The organism is Achromobacter mucicolens, assembly GCF_029866465.1.
In the GTDB taxonomy this organism is placed as follows: Bacteria; Pseudomonadota; Gammaproteobacteria; order Burkholderiales; family Burkholderiaceae_B; genus Achromobacter; species Achromobacter mucicolens.
On record NZ_CP123364.1, the window covers coordinates 424,874 to 441,785 of the forward strand.

Below are 16,912 nucleotides of genomic sequence, written 5' to 3' on the forward strand. Positions count from 1 at the left end.
CGGATGGCTGGCACGGCAACGATTCGAACGCAATGGCGATCTGTCGGATTTCGATGCGTCCGTTGATGGTTGAAAAAGCGGTCACGCCATCGGAGTAATAGTGCTCTCGGTAAATGCGGACTGTCTGAAGACAATCGATCACTCCGACGAAGTCGGGCTCCAGCGATCTGTGGCCCAGCGCCGTCGTTCAACGTGAACAAACGGATATTCACGCGCAAGCGGTCAACTGCCCGGGCAGCGTCAGTTGCATTCCAGGCGGAACGAAAAGTCCCTGCGCGTGAATCCGACCCCCCAGGATGATCTGATCGATGAACGTGGATTCCCGCGCGGCGCTGCGACGTGCCAATTCAACGCCGTTTCTCAAAACCCGAACAAACACGATCAAGCTTTGCTTTGGCCTGCTGCTGCTCTCCGTCGACGTGCCGCACCCTGCCGTTGCGGCTGGCGGGATCTTTGGTGTGTCGGGGGCTGGGGGCCAGGGAGGCGCATCCAATGGGGGGCGCGGCGGCGACGGTGGAGATGGCCAAGCCGCCTTGGACCTTACGACCTCGTACACCACGGCCGGCGACGTGGAAGGCGGGGCCGGCGGCGGCGGCGGTGGTGGTGGTGGCGGCGGGCACGGCCATTCCATGGGCGGCGCTGGCGGCGCCGGGGGGAACGGCGGGGCCGGCATCGTCATCTCAGGCGACGCGGTGGTATTGCACAACGACGGCTGGTCGATCCGCGGCGGCAAGGGCGGTGGCGGCGGCGGAGGCGGCGGCTCCACCTTCCATTTCTCTGTGGAAGCAGATGGTGGTCGCGGTGGCGACGGCTCGACGGGCGCAGGCGGCGCCGCCGGCGGGGGCGGGGGAGGCGGGGCGTATATCCGGACGGGCTTCGGAGGAGACGGCGGCCACGGCGGAGAAGATGGCCTCGTGGGGGGCGGTGGTCCCATCGGTGTCTCCTGGGCGGGCGGCGGTGGCGGTGGCGGCGGCTCATCCATCAACGGCGGGAGTGCAGGCCAGGACGTGTGGCCAGTGCTGAGTGAAGGGGTGGGCGGACCGGGCGGTACTGCCGGCGGGGCGTCTGGCGTCAACGGAGATGATGCGCAGCCGTACGAAGGTTTTGCACCCGGCGGAGGGGGCGGAGGCGCGCCGGGCGGCGCGGGGGGCGACGGCGGACAGTACACGCGTCTCGATTTGAACGGCGGCGGTGGTGCCGGCAGCAGCAATCATGCCGTCTACGTCACGGGAGCCGATTCCGTCATCATCAACTCGGGCGCCATCATGGCGGGGCCCGTCAACCAGGACACCGCCATCAAGTATGCGGGGACCGCCAGCAACGCGACCTTGATGCTCCGGGAGGGCAGCGTGATTCAAGGCCTCGTCGACGCCACCGAATCGGCCGGCAGGAACACGCTGGTCCTCGATGGCGGGGCCGCGCTGGCGTTTGACGTTGGCAAGATTGGCGACGGCGCGCAGGGTCAGTATCTGGGCTTCAACGCATTCGAGAAGACGTCTGACGGCATATGGGCGCTGACGGGGTCGCCCTCACTGGCGCTTACGCCCTGGACGCTTCTCGGGGGATGGCTTGCGATCACGGACGACGCCGCGCTGGGGGATGTGGCTGGCGGCCTTGTCTTTGACGGCGGCGGGTTGCAACTGAACGCCAGCATGTCGTCGCAGCGCGATTTTCAGTTGCGCGGTGATGGCGCGGTCCACACGGCCGCCGGCACGGTGTCCGTGATGCAGGGAACGATCAGCGGCGCGGGCAGCCTCACCAAGACAGGTTCCGGCACATGGATCATCCTGGGCAGCGATAGCGGATCGGGCAACATTACGCAGGCGGGGCCGCTCACCCATACCGGCGTTACGCGTGTCGACGAGGGCATGCTGGTCATCCATGGCACGGCCCTGGGCCAGGCCGATCACGCGGCCGCCAGCGTCGCTGGCGCCAGCAATGCGACATTGAGCCTTGCGAACGGCGCCAGGCTTGACGGCCAGATGGACGGACCGAACCTCATCATCGATGCGACGAGCCGATGGAACGTCCTGGCCGATGCCGCTACCGCTGCGCAGGGCATCAACCTCAGCAGCGTCAACGCACTTCAGCTTGCTGGCAGCATCGCCTTTTCGCCGCCCTCCGAAGCGGCGAACAATCAGGCCGGCCGCACCTTCACCGCCAACAACCTGGTGGGCGCCGGTGGCGAAGTGCAGCTGCACGTGAACCCGACCGGCGCCGCGGATCACCTGACGCTCACCCAGGGCGCCACGGGGTTGACCTATCTGAAGCTCATCACGCCGGGCGGCTTCGGAGATCCGTTGGCCGGAGACGGGTTGCTGGTGGTCAAGGCCGGCGCCAGCACCGACCACGCGTTTCTACAAACCCCCGGACAACCCACGCAGGCGGGCGCATTCAACTACGGGCTGGTGCAAGGCGCGAGAAACGGCGCAGCGGATCTGGCCAACAACTGGTATCTGTTCAGCGATATCCGTCCCGAGGTGTCCATCTACTCGCAGTTGGGCAATCAGGCCTTGCGGCAGTCCGAGGTGGCGGTGGGGTCGTTCAACGAACGGATGGGAGCGACCGAAACGCTGGCGCGAACGGTCTACCCCTATGTCTGGGCGCGGTCGCTGGGCGTCCTGGAACGCCGGGATGGCGCGCCTCAAGGGATCCGGCAAGCGAATGTCGCCGTGGATTCGCGGTTGGGCGGACTGCAGGTGGGAACGGACTTGTTCGTGGCCAGCAAAGGTATCGGCCGCCGGAGCGTGGGCGTGTTTGGAACGGCAATGGCTTCCCGTAACGACGTGTCGCACTATCAGGCATCCACGCGATCGACGGTGGATGCCGGCCGCAGCGATCAAACCCTGTATGGCCTGGGCGCTTACTACACGTTGATGGACGGCAAGGGCGGTTACGCCGATTTCGTCGGACAGGTCAGCCGATATGGCGTGAAGACGCAATCGCGCGGTGCGCATGGCACGTCCCTGCAGACATCCGGATGGGGCGCCGCGCTGTCGGCCGAAGCCGGAAAGGCCTTCGATATTCGCGACGGCCGCGGTCTGCGCGTTGAGCCGCAAGCCCAGGTGATGGTCCAGCACGTCAAATTGCGTGACGCTGAAGACAGCGTGGGCCGAGTTGCCCTGCCGGGATTGAACGCGCTGCATTCGCGTGTGAGTCTGAAGCTATCGAAAGTCTGGGGCGAGCAAGCCCAGACGCAAAGCCACGGCTGGCTGATGCTGAGCTACCGCCACACGCTGGGAAGCTCCTCCAGTTCGTATCCCTCCGCGACGCAGGGCGATATCGCATTCGACAACGATCTGGATGGATCGCGCGTCGGCCTGGCGGCGGGATATGACCGGCGAGCGGGCAGGAACACCTTCGTCAACGTGCGGGTGCAGGCCGAACAGGGCTTGGGCAGCTCGTCAGGATTGCGGGCGGTGGCCGGCTCGTTGGGGGTGAAGTATCTGTTTTAGCGACCTTGCATGAAGAGACCCGCCGGATCGCTGGCACGGTCTTGGAACACGCGCCATAGCGATCGTCTGATTTTCCACGGCAACTGATTCTTATGAAGACTGTCGCGCATTCCGAGTAATCCTACTCTGGGTAAAGCCGGGACGCATAAAGAGAATCAGACACACCGACGAGACGGGCTTTAACGCTTTTTAGCTCGAAGCCGTCGCTCGATGTGATTAACCGGATTACTCAAACGCGCAACCGGCAGCCCCGGTGTTCCACGTTCTTGCGATATCAAGAAAATGATTCTGCCTGGAGCTGCCCCTGTGCTCCCGGTGCAATTGAATTCGTGAAGCCGCGCGTGAATCCACTACCCAGGATGAACCAACGATGCATACGGATTCTTGCTTGGCGTTGCGACATGCGGACTCGATCTCGAACCGAATCGACAAGGCGCGCGGTATGGCGCTGAAGCTTTGTTTTGGCCTGTCTTTGATCTCTCTGGGCATGTCCCCGCATCCCGCGGCGCGTGCCTTGATCGTCGGCGAGGCGGGGGTGGGCGGCGCAGGCGGGGCCGCCAATGGGGGCAACGGCGGCGATGGCGGGGATGGTTTTGCCGCCTTGGATCTCACCACTTCTTACACGACCTATGACGACATTGAAGGCGCGCCCGGCGGTGGCGGGGGCGGGGGGGGCGGAGGCGGGCAGGGGGGCTATGTGGGCGGCGCAGGTGGCGCGGGCGGAAATGGCGGGCACGGCATCGTCATCTCGGGAGATGGCGTGGTTTTGCATAACGACGGCTACTCTATTAGCGGCGGCAAGGGGGGGGGCGGTGGAGGCGGGGGCGGCGGTAGTTTCAGTCAGAGCATTGTCAGCGACGGCGGCCGCGGTGGTGACGGCGCGGGGGGCACTGGTGGCGGCGGTGGGGGCGGCGGCGGCGGCGCGGCGGATATCAACCCCGGCGGGATCGATGGAACGGGCTACGGCGGCAATGGCGGCAATGGGGGAGAAGATGGTATGCCGGGTGGCGGCCAGTCGAATTATGCAGGTGGTGGTGGTGGTGGCGGCGGCACCTACACCAACGGCGGGTCGCAGGGCGATGGATTATCCAGCCCAATTCCGGGTGTAGGCGGATCAGGCGGTATCGCTGGCGGTGAGGCCGGCGTCGGTGGTGGCATAGCGAACATAGCAATTTGGGCCGGGGGCGGCGGAGGCGGCGGGGCGGCTGGCGGATCGGGCGGCGCCGGCGGGGCGGGCACCTCATTCTCCGGCGGCCCCCCGGGCGGTGCCGGCGGCAACAGCGGTCACGGTGTCCACGTCACCGGCGCCAACTCCGTGATCATCAATTCGGGCACGATCTCGCAGGGACCGGCGAACCAGAACATCGCCATCAAGTATGCGGCGACCGCCCATGATTCCACGCTGGTCCTGCAAAACGGCAGTGAAATCATCGGCCTGGTCGACGCCACGGAGTCGGGCGGCAAGAACACGTTCAGGCTGGATGGCGGCTCGGCGCTGGCCTTCGATGTCAGCCTGATTGGAAGCGGCCCGCAGGCCCAGTACCTGGGCTTCAATGCCTTCGAAAAAACGTCGGCGGGAACCTGGACGCTGACGGGCACGCCCAGTCAGGCCATCATGCCCTGGACCCTGTCGGGCGGGTGGCTCGCGATCGCCGACGACGCTAGCCTGGGCGACGCCTCCGTTGCCCTCACGGTTGATGGCGGCGGGCTGCAACTGGATGCCAATGTCCTGTCGCAGCGCGACATGCAGTTTGCGGGAGATGGCGCCATTCGCACCGTGGACGGCACGGTGTCCGTGATGCAGGGCGCGATCACCGGATCGGGCTCGCTGACCAAGACCGGTGGGGGTACGTGGATCATCGACAGCGACAATGCCTTCGCCGGCGCAACGCGGATTGACGACGGTGTGCTGCAGCTGGGCTCGGGCCAGGCCGTCGGCTCGTTGGGGGCGGGCCAGGTCGAGAACAACGCCCTTCTGGCCATCGACCGCGCCGACGCAGTCATCCTGTCCCACGCCATATCTGGCACGGGCGATCTGCTGCAGGCCGGTTCGGGAACGACCACGCTTACCGGGTCGCTTACGTACACCGGCTTCACGCGGGTGGACAACGGCACGCTGGTCATCGATGGCACGTCCTTGGGTCAGCCAGATCACGCTGTTGCCCGGGTCGTTGGGGCGGGCAGTGCCGACCTGGGCTTGGCCAACGGCGGCACACTTCACGGTTGGGTGGATGGACCGAATCTCTCCATCGACGCGGCCAGCAAATGGAACATCCTGACGGATGCTTCCAACTCCGCACCGAACGCCGCGCAAGCAAACAATCTCAGCACCGTCAACGAACTTCGGCTTGCCGGCAGCGTCGCCTTCGCCCCGCCCGCAGCATGGACCAACGATGAAATCGGCCGTACGTTCACCGCCAACAATCTGGTGGGCGGCGGCGGTGAAGTGCAGTTGCACATGATTCCGACCACGGCTGGCACCGTGGATTACCTGACCTTGAACGCGGGGGCGACGGGGTTGACCTACCTGACGCTGAATACCGACGGGGATTTTGGCGATCCCTTCAGCGGCAATGGCTTTCTGGTGGTCAAGGCGGGCGCCAGCACGGACAACGCATTTCGACAGACGCCGGGACAGCGCCCGCGGGGCGGCGCGTTCCGCTACGTGCTGACGCATGGCGCCCAGGACGGCACGCCGTCGCTTTCCAACAACTGGTACTTGATCAGCGAAGTCCGCCCCGAAGTCTCCATTTATTCGCAGCTTGGCGGGCAAGCGCTGCGGCAGTCCGAGCTGGCGGTGGGCACCTTCAACGAGCGCATGGGCGCGACCGAAACGCTGGCCCGTAAGGTGTACCCGTATGCCTGGGCCAGAACGCTGGGCGGATGGGAGAACCGGGATGGCGCTTCGCGCGGCATCCTGCAGTCGCAAGTGGGAAGCCGCACGACGCTGGGCGGTCTGCAGGTCGGCACGGACCTGTTCGTGACCAACAAGGGTATCCGTCGCAACAGCCTGGGGGTGTTCGGCACGGCCATGGTGTCGCGCGCGCAGGTCGACCACTATCAGGCGTCCACGCGTTCGATGATCGACGCCGGTCGCAGCGATCAGACCATGTACGGCCTGGGCGCGTACTACACGATGATGGACGGCAAGGGCGGATATGCCGACTTCGTCACGCAGATCAGCCGGTATGGCGTAAAGACGCAATCGAGCGGCGCGGACGGCATGTCGATGCGGACGTCGGGCTGGGGCGCGGCGCTGTCGGCCGAAGCTGGCAAGGCGTTCGACATTGGCGATGCGTCCAGCGGGCTTCAACTCGGACCGCAGGCGCAGGTGATGGTTCAGCATGTCAAGTTGCGCGACGGCGATGATGACCTCGGTCAGGTTGCGCTGCCGGCATCGCGTGCGCTGCATTCGCGCGTGAGCCTGAAGCTGTCAAAAACCTGGGGCGAACAAGATGACGTGCGGAACCACGGTTGGCTGATGCTGAGTTACCGGCACACGCTGGGGGAGTCGTCCAGCGAATACCAGACGCTGACGCAAGGCGACATTGCTTTTGAGAACAAGCTGGACGGATCGCGCGTGGGGGTATCGGCGGGCTACGACCGTCGCGCTGGCAAGAACACCTTCGTCAATGTGCAGCTGAACGCCGAGCAGGGTTTGGGCGGCGCGTCGGGGTTGCGCGCGGTGGGTGGCTCGGTGGGGATCAAGTACCTGTTCTAGCGATCGCGGCGCAGAGCTTGCGTATGAATCGCCCGCCCCGCATGCATGCGGGGCGGGCGATTTGCGTTGGCTAGTCGTCCAGTGAAGGCACGGTGCCGATCTGCATCAGGATGCGCGGCGATTCCATGTCGCCGGTTTCCTTGTCGATCATCACTTCGTAGGCGGCAACGCCTGCAAATTTGGAAGCCATGGAATTCGCGATGCGGATGGCTCCGAATTCGCTGCTGGCCGGACGGATTTCCCCGGGGGCGACGCCATTGGCGGCGGCGCGATAGGGAACGACGATGTACTGAACGAGATGAGCAGCTTCTGACACAGGAATTCTCCCCTGGACGACAGTTTTTCGGGCGAGCGAAATGTATCACGTCGCACTGTGTTTTTGTACAGTATTTTTGCGCAGGTCGTCCAGATATTTTCGCGGCGTGGCGCTGCCAGCCTTTCCGGCATTGCAGGAAAACCCCTAGCGCTTGCCCATTGCCCACCCTTCCTGGCGCGCTTAGTATTTTCGAAAATCCTCGGCGTTTTATAAAACCAGGGGCACGACATGGAAGCGAACCGCTACGACGCTTACCGCGAGGACACCGCGGGCCGCGCCAATGTGGCCGACTCGCCGGAGCGGGTGGCCTATTACCAGGAACTGGCGCGGCTTGAGACGGGCGCGTTGTGGACGGTGGCGAACAAGATCGAGCCGTGGGCGCCGCGGTCGGCGTCGGTGCCCGTGGTCTGGCGTTACCGGGACCTGCGCGGTCATGTGTTGCGGTCCGCCGAGCTGGTGTCCCCCGAAGAGGCGGGCCGGCGCGTGATCTACCTGAACAACCCCGGCCGGCAGGACGTTGCCGCGGCGGTGGGCTGGCTGTATTCCGGATTGCAGGTGATGAAGCCGGGCGAGCTGGCCAGCGCACACGCGCACACGCATTCGGCGCTGCGCTTCATCATGGAAGGGCAAGGCGCGTACACGGTGGTGGACGGCCACAAGATGACGCTGGGCGTGAACGATTTCGTGCTGACGCCCAACGGCACGTGGCACGAGCATGGCGTGGCCGAGGACGGCACGACCTGCATCTGGCAGGACGGCCTGGATATTCCGCTGGTCAATTCGCTGGAAGCCGGTTTCTATGCCGTGCATCCCGACCTGAATCAGACCATCACGCATCCGGTGGACGACACCAGCGGCGCGTGGGGCGGCGTGGCGCTGCGGCCGCAGGTGTCCGGGTGGACCAAGCCGTATTCCCCGCTCTTCAAGTACGAATGGGAGCCTACGTACGAGGCCCTGCGCCGCTATGCGCGCACCGCGCCGGGCAGTCCGTACGATGGCATCCTGCTGGAGTACGTGAATCCGGCAACGGGCGGCGCGGTCATGCCCACCATCGGCGCCAGCATGCAGTTGCTGCGCCCGGGCGAACACACCCAGGCGCACCGGCACACCGGCAGCTTCATTTATCAGGTGGCCAAGGGCAGCGGGTTTTCCGTGATCGACGGCAAGCGTTACGACTGGACCGAGCGCGACATTTTCTGCGTGCCGTCGTGGGCTATTCACGAACACGCGAACCTGTCGTTCAACGACGACGCGTGCCTCTTCTGTTTCAACGACCTGCCCGTCATGCGCGCGCTTGCGCTGTACCGCGAGGAAGCGGTAGAGGACAACGGCGGCCATCAACAACTGATCTAGTTTCTGAACGCATGACGCCGCGCCGCGCCGGCCGGTTCCACCACCCTTTGACCTTCTGGAGTTCCCGATGCGCCTCGTGACCTTTCGCGCTCATCCCACCGCCGCTGCCCGCCTGGGTGCGCTGGTGGACGGCTATGTGATCGACCTGTTTCTGCTGGGCCAGGAAGGCGGGGTGGACCTGCCCGGCGACATGCTGGAATTCATCGACCTGGGGCCGGTGGCGGTCGCGCAGGCGACGCGCGTGTTGGACACGTTTCGCGGCAACTGGCCGGTGGGCACGGCCCTGCCGCAGGAGAACGTGAAGCTGCTGGCGCCCATCCCGCGTCCGCGCAAGAACATCTTTGGCATCGGACTGAACTATGTGGAGCACGTGGCCGAATCCAGCCGCACGCTGGACACGTCGGCCGACCTGCCCAAGCAGCCGGTGATCTTTTCCAAGCCGCCCACCACCGTGATCGGGCCGGGCGATGCCATCGAGCACAACGCCAGGATCACGCAGCAACTGGACTGGGAAGTGGAACTGGCCGTCATCATCGGTCGGCGCGCGTCGCGCGTGGCCGAGGCCGACGCGCTGTCTTATGTGTTTGGCTACAGCGTGATGCTGGACATGAGCGCGCGCGATTGCCGCCGGGCAGGGCAGTGGATCTATTCCAAGGGACAGGACACGTACGCGCCGTTCGGCCCGTGCATCGTGACCGCCGACGAAATCCCCGATCCGCAGGTGCTGGACCTGTGGCTGACGGTCAATGGCGAAAAGAAGCAGGGCTCGAACACGCGCCACATGCTGTTCAAGGTGCCGTTTTTGATTTCCGATATCAGCGCCGGCATCACGCTGGAGCCGGGCGACATCATCGCCACCGGCACGCCGGAGGGCGTGGGCGCCGGACGCAAGCCGCAGGAATTCCTGTGGCCGGGCGACGTGGTCGTGGCCTGCGTGGAAGGCATCGGCACGCTGCGCCATCCGGTGGTGGCCGTCTAGGAGCACAACGCTTGAAACCCAGAATCAAGGCCCCGCGCGAGGATGCGGCCGCCGACGGTGGCGCCGAGGTCGAAGACATCACGCTGTCCGAACACATCTACCGGCAGTTGCGCCGCGACATCATGCGCGGCGCGTTTGCGCCGGGCCAGTCGCTGCGGCTGGAACTGCTGCGCCAGCGCTACGGCGGCAGCTTTTCGCCGATCCGCGAGGCGCTGAACCGGTTGCGCAGCGAACGCATGGTGCTTACCACCACGTCGCGCGGCTTTCGGATCGCGCCGCTGTCCGTGGAAGAAATGCGCGATGCTTGCGAAGCCCGCATCCTGATCGATTGCGATGCGCTGCGGCGGTCGCTGGCCAACGCCGACGACGCCTGGGAGGCGCGGCTGGTGGGGGCGTTTCATGCGCTGGCGCTGGCGGCCCGCCGGGCGGACGCCGCGCCCGGCCTGGACCCGGATCGCGAGGACGCGCTGGAGGCCCGGCACCAGGAGTTTCATCAGGCGCTCATCGGCGCCTGCCGCTCGCCCTGGCTGCTGGACCTGTCCGCGCAGCTATACGCGCAGACGGAACGCTATCGCCGGCCGGCGCGCGCCCAGGCCGTGGCGTACGGCCATGAACGCGACGTCGACGACGAGCACCGCGCGCTGCTGGATGCCGCGGTCGCGCGCGATGCCGGCCGCGCGGCCGCGCTGCTGGCCACGCACTACCGCGAGACGGCGCAGGTCATCGAGCGCATCCTTGCCCTGCCCGAGGGCCAAGCCGCGGCCTAGCGTCGTGATGCCGTAAGCTTGTCGTCCATGGCAGACCTGAAACTCCTGGAAGACCTGATCGCGCTGGCGCAGACCGGCAGCTTCGTGCGCGCCGCGGAACTGCGCCACGTCACGCATCCCGCCTTCGGCCGGCGCATCCGCGCCCTGGAAGCGTGGGCAGGCACCCCGCTGGTGGAGCGCCAGCGCCTGCCGGTGACGCTGACGCCCGAAGGCGAGGCGCTGCTGAAAACCGCCACGCAGGTGGTCGAGCAGATGGGGCTGGTCCGCCATCGCATCCGCAGTTCCGGCGCGGGGGGCGAGGCCGTGCTGCGGATCGCCACGGGGCGCAGCCTGGCGCGCACGCTGGTGGCCGACTGGATTGCGCGGCTGCGGCACCGCGCGCCCCGGGTGCTGACCGACGGCACGCAGGTGGAGCTGTCCACCGGCAAGGCGCAGGACCTGGTGGTCCGGCTGGAGCAGGGCAAGGTGGACCTCTTGTGCTGCTACGAGCACCCGGCGCTGTCCGTGCCGCTCAGCCCCTCGCGCTACCGCTACATGACGCTGGCGACCGACAAGCTGGTGCCGGTCAGCCAGATGGACGCCCGCGGCCGGCCACGCTATCAGTTGCAGGTGGGCGGCGCGCCCGTGCCGCTGATCACCTATACCGGCGGGCTGGCGATGGAGCGCATCGTGGGAGACCGGCTGGAGGCCACGCCGTACGCGCTGACGCCCTTCGTGCGCAGCGATTCGCTGGACGCGGCGCATGGCGCGGTCGCCAAGGGCGTGGGCGTGGCGTGGCTGCCCTGGTCCATGGTGGCGGCGGATTGCCGCCGCGGCGCATTGGCCGAGCTGGGCGGACGTAGCGACGAGATCGCCTTCGAGGTCCGCCTGTACCGCCCGCGTGCCCGGCTGACCGACCTGGCCGAAGCTGCCTGGGAAGCGACGGCCAGCCGCAAGGCCTGATTGCCAGACATCAAACCGGATTAGCACAACGATGTGCCGCTTTGGCACGGTATGCCCCTGGGCCGCGCTTGAAAATAGCCCCCGAAACTCAAAAGAGGCGGCTCCGCCGTCCACCCACAGCACCCCAGGGAGAAATTCATGAAGTCCATCTTGCATCCGTTGCGCGCAGCGCTAGTCTCGTTGAGCGCCGCTTCGGCCCTTGCCGTGGCACCCGTTGCCAGCGCGGCCGACTATCCGGCCCGCAGCATTTCGCTGATCGTCGGTTATCCCGCAGGCGGCAGCCTGGATCTGACCGCGCGCCTGCTGGGCGAAGAACTGGGCAAGCGCCTGGGCCAGACGGTCGTGGTCGAGAACGTCGGCGGCGCCGGCGGCACCATCGGCGCGCAGCGCGTGGCCCGTGCCGCGCCGGACGGCTACACCATCTTCTTGGGCTCCACCAACGAAATGGTGATCGCCCGCATGATCAACACCGCGGTCAAGTACGACAGCGCCAAGGACTTCACGGCGCTGGGCATCGTGGCCTCGCAGCCGATGCTGCTGGCCGCCAGCAAGAACTCCGGCGTGAAGACCGCCGCCGAGTACCTGGAAAAGCTCAAGGGCGCCGCGCCCGGCACGTTCAACTACGGGTCTTCGGGTGTGGGCACGACGCTGCACCTGGCGGGCGAGATGATCAACCAGGCCACCGGCACCCGCGCCGAACACGTGCCTTACCGCGGCGTGTCGCCGCTGGTCACGGACCTGATGAGCGGCCAGCTGGACTTCGGCATGCTCGTGCTGTCCTCGGGTCTGCCGCAGGTCCGCAGCGGCAACATCGTCGCGCTGGGCCTGACCGAGAACAAGCGTTCGCCCGCCGCGCCCGAGATCGCGCCGCTGGCCGCCACCAAGGGTTTCGAGTCCGTCGACATCAACCTGTGGTTCGCGCTGTACGGCCCGGCGGGCTTGCCCGAGCCGGTGGTGACCAAGCTGCGCGCCGCGCTGGATGAATCGCTGAAGTCCGACACCTTCCGCGCCAAGATGCAGGACGCGGGCGGCGAAGTCGCCAAGCCGGGCGTGGATCCGGTGGCCTTCCAGGCGGAAGAGACCAAGAAGTACGCCGCGCTGGTCAAGGCCGCCAAGATCGAGGCGCAATAAGGCCGCGCGGCACATCACGACATCGAAAGACCCTCGCAGCACACGGATATCACCATGCAATTCAAGCTTCCCGTTCCCGACATCGCCGCCGAGCGCGCAGGCAATACCGACACGCCCGGCGTGTGGCACTTTGATTCGGGCGTTCCGGGACGGGCGCTCATGGTGAGCGCGCTGGTGCATGGCAACGAGCTGTGCGGTGCCTGGGCGCTGAAGGACCTGCTGGCGTCGGGCCTGCGGCCGCGCCGCGGCAGCCTGACGCTGGCCTTCTGCAATCTGGATGCGTTCGACCGCTTTGATGCGGCGAATCACGATGCCTCGCGATTCGTGCAGGAAGACATGAACCGCGTCTGGAGCGCCGAGCGCCTGGACAATCCCACCACGCCCGACCGCCAGCGCGGCGCGGCGTTGCGTCCGTGGGTGCGGCGCGCCGACTGGCTGCTGGATCTGCATTCGATGCACGAGCCGGGGGCGCCGCTGCTGTTGACGGGCGTGTTGCCGCGCAATGTCGCGCTGGCCCGCCGCCTGAAGGCGCCGCAGCACGTGATCGTGGATGCCGGCCACAAGGACGGCGTGCGCATGCGCGACTTCGAGCACTTCGGCGATCCGGCCCGGGAAGACGCCTGCGCGCTGCTGATCGAATGCGGCTTTCATGGCGACCTGTCTTCGCGCGAGGTGGCGCGCGACATGGTGGCGCGGATGCTGGTGGAGTCGGGCGTGGCCGACCGGTCCGACCTGCCCGAAGGCTGGCTGCTGCCGGACCCGGCGCAGCAGCGCGTGCTGGAGGTGACGGACGCCGTGGTGGCGCCGTCCATGAACGTGCGTTTTGCGGGCCCCTGGTCGGGACTGGAGACGTTCGAGAAGGCCGGATCGTCCATCGGCTGGGCCGACGAGCAGCCGATTGTCACGCCTTACGACAACTGCACGCTCATCATGCCGTCGCTGCGGCAGTTAAAGCCCGGCGTGACGGTGGTCAGGCTGGCCCGCGATTACGCGGGCTGAGCGGACCGCAGACTTCCGCGGTCCTTTACTTTCAGGTGCTTTACTTCTGCGGCGTGTAGCGCAGCTCGTCGAGCTGGTAGCCTTGCGCCGTGGCGGCAGCCAACGCCTTGTCCAGTTCTTCCTTGGGCAGTTGCGGCGAGCGCGACAGGATCCACAGGTACTTGCGGTCGGGCGTGCCGACGACCGCCCAGCGGTACTCCGGATCCAGGCCGATCACCCAGTAGTCGCCCTTGAACGGCTTGAAGAACGTGACTTCGAGCTTGGCGTTGTTGCTGCCTTCAACGACGGTGGCCGTGCCCGAGGCCGAATCGATATCCCCGTCCTTGGTGCGGCAGCGGTTGTTCACGCCGATCGTGCCGTCCGGATGCGCGGTGTATTCCGCCGTGGTGTCTCCCACGCAATTGCGCTGGAAGAACATGGGGAAGTTGGCGATTTCGTACCACATCCCGACGTAGCGTTTCAGGTCTACGGATTCCACGGTCTGCATGGGGGGCGGCGCGGCGTGGGCAATGCCCGCCACACTGGCCGCCAGGGCCAGCAGGAATGTTGCGGTGCGGCGCATGAAGAAAACCTCCTGATGTGACTGGTAAGGCTGGCGCCGGCCGCCGTATGGCGCGCGGCGCAACCCGAGCCCTAACGATACGCCTTATTTGCGCGGCGCTTTCAGCGCGGCGTGATAGCGCGCGACGTAGGTGTCGAAATCTTCAGTGTCCGACTGCTCCAGCCGTAGCTGTTCGGCGGTGGACTGCGCCGCGGCTTGCTCGTAGGCCGCGGCCACGTCGGCCGGCAGCGGTTCGGCGCGCAGGGCATCGGCCTGCTTGCGGCTCAGCGCCAGCGAGTAATCGTGGAACGAAAGACCGCTGTCCTTCAGGTCGGCCAGCAGGCGCGCGGACGGCGTCGCGTCCGGCTGGTCGAGCTTGGCGCGTTGGGCGGCCAGCGCGTCGGCGTAGGCGGTGCCGCCCAGCGCGCTGTCGTACAACGCGGCGTACGGCGCGATCTGGTCGAGCAGTTCGTGGCCCCATTGCGCAAGGCCGATCGACTGGCCTTCGCGGTCCAGCATGAGGCCGGGCTTGCGGCCTTCCTTGACGACCACCGAGAAGTTGTCGGCGCTGCGCTGACAGTAGCCATTGGCCGGGAAGAAGGGGCTGTCCGAGGCGGTGCAGAACAGGAGAAAGGCGTCGACGAAGCGCGCAGTGGCCGCGTCGATGCCCACCGGCGAATACGGGTCGATGTCCAGGCAGCGCACTTCGACGTACTGCACGCCGCGCTCGGCCAGCGCGGTGATGGGGCGCTCGCAGCGGCCGGTGGCGCGCTTGGGACGGATGCTGGAGTAGTACTCGTTTTCGATCTGCAGCACGTTGGTGTTGAGCTGGATCCATTCACCGTTGCGATGCGTGCCGATCTTCTGGTATTCGGGCCAGGGCTGCGTCACGGCGCCGTACAGGCGGCCAAGGAAGGTGTCCAGGTCGTTGTAGCAGAGCTTGAGCTGCGACTGCGCCTTGTTCTGGTAACCCAGGTCGCTCATGCGCAGGCTGGTGGCGTAGGGCAGGTACAGCGTGTGGTCGCCCAGCTTTTCCAGCTGATGGTCCTGGCCTTGCAGGAAATCGCTGGCCAGCGCCGGGGCCGAGCCGAACAGGTACATCAGCAGCCACGAGTAGCGCGTGAAGTTGCGGATCAGGCCGATGTAGCCGCGCGAGCGGCGGTCCTGCGCGGAGCCGGGCTGCGTGTCCAGCACGGACCACAGGTCTTCGGGCAGCGAGAAGTTGTAGTGCACGCCGGCGATGCACTGCATCGTCTTGCCGTAGCGTTCGGCAAGACCGCGGCGGTACACGTGCTTGAGCATGCCGGTGTTGGACGTGCCGTACCAGGCGATGGGGATGTCAGGCTCCGGCGGCAGCGTGGCCGGCATGGACTGGTTCCAGATCAGCTCGTGGTCCAGCACGCCGTAGACGTGGCGGTGCGTATCGGCAAGCTCGGCCAGCAACGCGTCCACGTCCTGGTGCGTGCCCGTGATGAGTTCGAGCAGCGATTCGGAATAATCGGTGGTGACGTGTTCGTTGGTCAGCGCCGAGCCCAGCCCGGCGGGGTGCGGCGTGCGGGCCAGGATGCCCTGTTCGTCCACGCGCAGGCCTTCTTTCTCGATGCCCCGCAGGGTCTGGGTCAGCAGCGAGCGGTTGGCCTCTAGGCGGGCGAGGCGGTTGGCGGCAGTATCGGTCACGGATTGTTCTCGTTGGGGGCTGTCGCCGGATTTTACGGGGTGCTGGCCTCCTGTGCTTCGGGAACCAGTACTGGGGACAGGGACAATGCCTGGGCGGTGCGCGCCAGCCATTCGTCCAGGTCAGCATAGACCGGATCGGCGATGGGGGCGGCTTCGTTGAAGATCTCGTGCCAGGCCGTGTCGTACCAGCGCAGGGTAAGGAGTTCGGCGGGCGCCCGCTGGGCGAATTGGCGGCTGCCTTCGGCCGCCACGATGGCATCGTCGCCTGCCACCATCAGCAGGGTGCGGCAGGGCAGCAGACTGGCCTCGCGCAGGGCTTGCTGGCCGGCTTCGTCGACAAAGCGCGCCAGGCGGCCGGTCATGCGGCGCCGCACCAGGGGATCGGCGCGGTAGGCCTTCACCACGGCCCGGTCGTGCGAGATGCGGGCGGGCGCCAGGCCGTGCGGCACGCGCAGGTCGGGGGCGTGCAGGGACATCCATGTGAGCGTGCGGCGCACCCACAGCGGCACGTTGACGGCAAAGGGCGGCGAACTGAGCACCAGGCCGTCCAGGTCGGCCAGGCGGCGCTGCGCGATGCGCACGGCGACCAGGGCGCCCAGGCTGTGGCCCAGCAGGATGGGCGGGCGGCCGCAGCGCTGTGTCCAGGCGCGCAGCCGGTCCACGGCATCGGTGACCAGGTCTTCCTGGTCTCGCAGGGTGGCGGCATGCCCGCCCGAGCGGCCGTGGCCGCGGTGGTCGTGCGCGCCCACGTCCCAGCCCCGGGCAGTCAGCCAGCGCGCCAGCCGGTCGTAGCGCCCGGCGTGCTCGCTCAAACCGTGCAGCAGGTAGATGCTGGGGCGGGCCTTCCCGGGGCGGGCCATCCCGGGGCCGGCCATCCCGGGGCCGGCCGTCTCCGGGCGGGCCCCGGAGTCCTCCAATCCGGCGATCGGGGGCGGCACGTTGGGGGCGGCGGGCCAGGAATAATTGGCGAGCGGGGTGCCGTCGGGCGCGGGGGCCATGGAAATCGGCGACAATTTCTGAATTCCTCGAAA

12 protein-coding genes are annotated in these 16,912 nt (G+C 66.8%); 8 read left to right on the top strand and 4 right to left on the bottom strand.

Features of this window, described 5'->3' with window-relative positions:
• Positions 1-533: 533 nt before the first annotated feature.
• Together QEP15_RS01960 and QEP15_RS01965 are read left to right on the top strand one after the other, a co-directional pair.
• Positions 534-3,455 (top strand): autotransporter outer membrane beta-barrel domain-containing protein, encoded by a 2,922-nt coding sequence (locus QEP15_RS01960; RefSeq protein ID WP_280148375.1) that lies wholly within the window; start codon positions 534-536, stop codon positions 3,453-3,455.
• 442 nt (positions 3,456-3,897) lie between these two features.
• Positions 3,898-7,176: an autotransporter outer membrane beta-barrel domain-containing protein gene (locus QEP15_RS01965; protein ID WP_280148376.1), complete on the top strand. Its 3,279-nt coding sequence runs from the start codon at positions 3,898-3,900 to the stop codon at positions 7,174-7,176.
• Positions 7,177-7,246: 70 nt separating this feature from the next.
• Here QEP15_RS01965 and QEP15_RS01970 read toward each other — a convergent pair whose 3' ends face one another.
• Positions 7,247-7,492 (bottom strand): hypothetical protein, encoded by a 246-nt coding sequence (locus tag QEP15_RS01970; RefSeq protein WP_056327580.1) that lies wholly within the window; start codon positions 7,490-7,492, stop codon positions 7,247-7,249.
• A gap of 228 nt (positions 7,493-7,720) precedes the next feature.
• Here QEP15_RS01970 and QEP15_RS01975 point away from each other — a divergent pair, with 228 nt between their 5' ends.
• From QEP15_RS01975 to QEP15_RS02000, 6 genes are all read left to right on the top strand, one after another.
• Positions 7,721-8,845: a cupin domain-containing protein gene (locus tag QEP15_RS01975; protein WP_280148377.1), complete on the top strand. Its 1,125-nt coding sequence runs from the start codon at positions 7,721-7,723 to the stop codon at positions 8,843-8,845.
• Positions 8,846-8,912: 67 nt separating this feature from the next.
• On the top strand, positions 8,913-9,824 hold the full coding sequence (locus QEP15_RS01980) for a fumarylacetoacetate hydrolase family protein (RefSeq protein WP_280148378.1): 912 nt from the start codon (positions 8,913-8,915) through the stop codon (positions 9,822-9,824).
• A gap of 11 nt (positions 9,825-9,835) precedes the next feature.
• The gene (locus QEP15_RS01985) at positions 9,836-10,591 is read left to right on the top strand and encodes an FCD domain-containing protein (RefSeq protein ID WP_280148379.1); all 756 of its coding nucleotides are present in this window, start codon (positions 9,836-9,838) and stop codon (positions 10,589-10,591) included.
• Positions 10,592-10,618: 27 nt separating this feature from the next.
• Positions 10,619-11,533 (top strand): LysR family transcriptional regulator, encoded by a 915-nt coding sequence (locus tag QEP15_RS01990; protein ID WP_152383259.1) that lies wholly within the window; start codon positions 10,619-10,621, stop codon positions 11,531-11,533.
• Positions 11,534-11,671: 138 nt separating this feature from the next.
• Complete coding sequence (locus QEP15_RS01995) at positions 11,672-12,664, top strand: Bug family tripartite tricarboxylate transporter substrate binding protein (RefSeq protein ID WP_280148380.1); 993 nt, start codon at positions 11,672-11,674, stop codon at positions 12,662-12,664.
• Between the two features lie 54 nt (positions 12,665-12,718).
• Positions 12,719-13,663 (top strand): M14 family metallopeptidase, encoded by a 945-nt coding sequence (locus QEP15_RS02000; RefSeq protein WP_152383260.1) that lies wholly within the window; start codon positions 12,719-12,721, stop codon positions 13,661-13,663.
• Between the two features lie 40 nt (positions 13,664-13,703).
• Here QEP15_RS02000 and QEP15_RS02005 read toward each other — a convergent pair whose 3' ends face one another.
• The 3 genes from QEP15_RS02005 to QEP15_RS02015 all read right to left on the bottom strand — a co-directional run bounded on the left by QEP15_RS02005 (position 13,704) and on the right by QEP15_RS02015 (position 16,894).
• Complete coding sequence (locus tag QEP15_RS02005) at positions 13,704-14,225, bottom strand: lipocalin family protein (RefSeq protein WP_056327573.1); 522 nt, start codon at positions 14,223-14,225, stop codon at positions 13,704-13,706.
• An 84-nt stretch (positions 14,226-14,309) separates the two neighbouring features.
• On the bottom strand, positions 14,310-15,881 hold the full coding sequence (gene gshA / locus QEP15_RS02010) for a glutamate--cysteine ligase (protein WP_152383261.1): 1,572 nt from the start codon (positions 15,879-15,881) through the stop codon (positions 14,310-14,312).
• Between the two features lie 32 nt (positions 15,882-15,913).
• Entirely contained in the window at positions 15,914-16,894 is a 981-nt protein-coding gene (locus tag QEP15_RS02015; RefSeq protein WP_152383262.1) for an alpha/beta hydrolase, read from the bottom strand.
• Positions 16,895-16,912 lie beyond the last annotated feature (18 nt).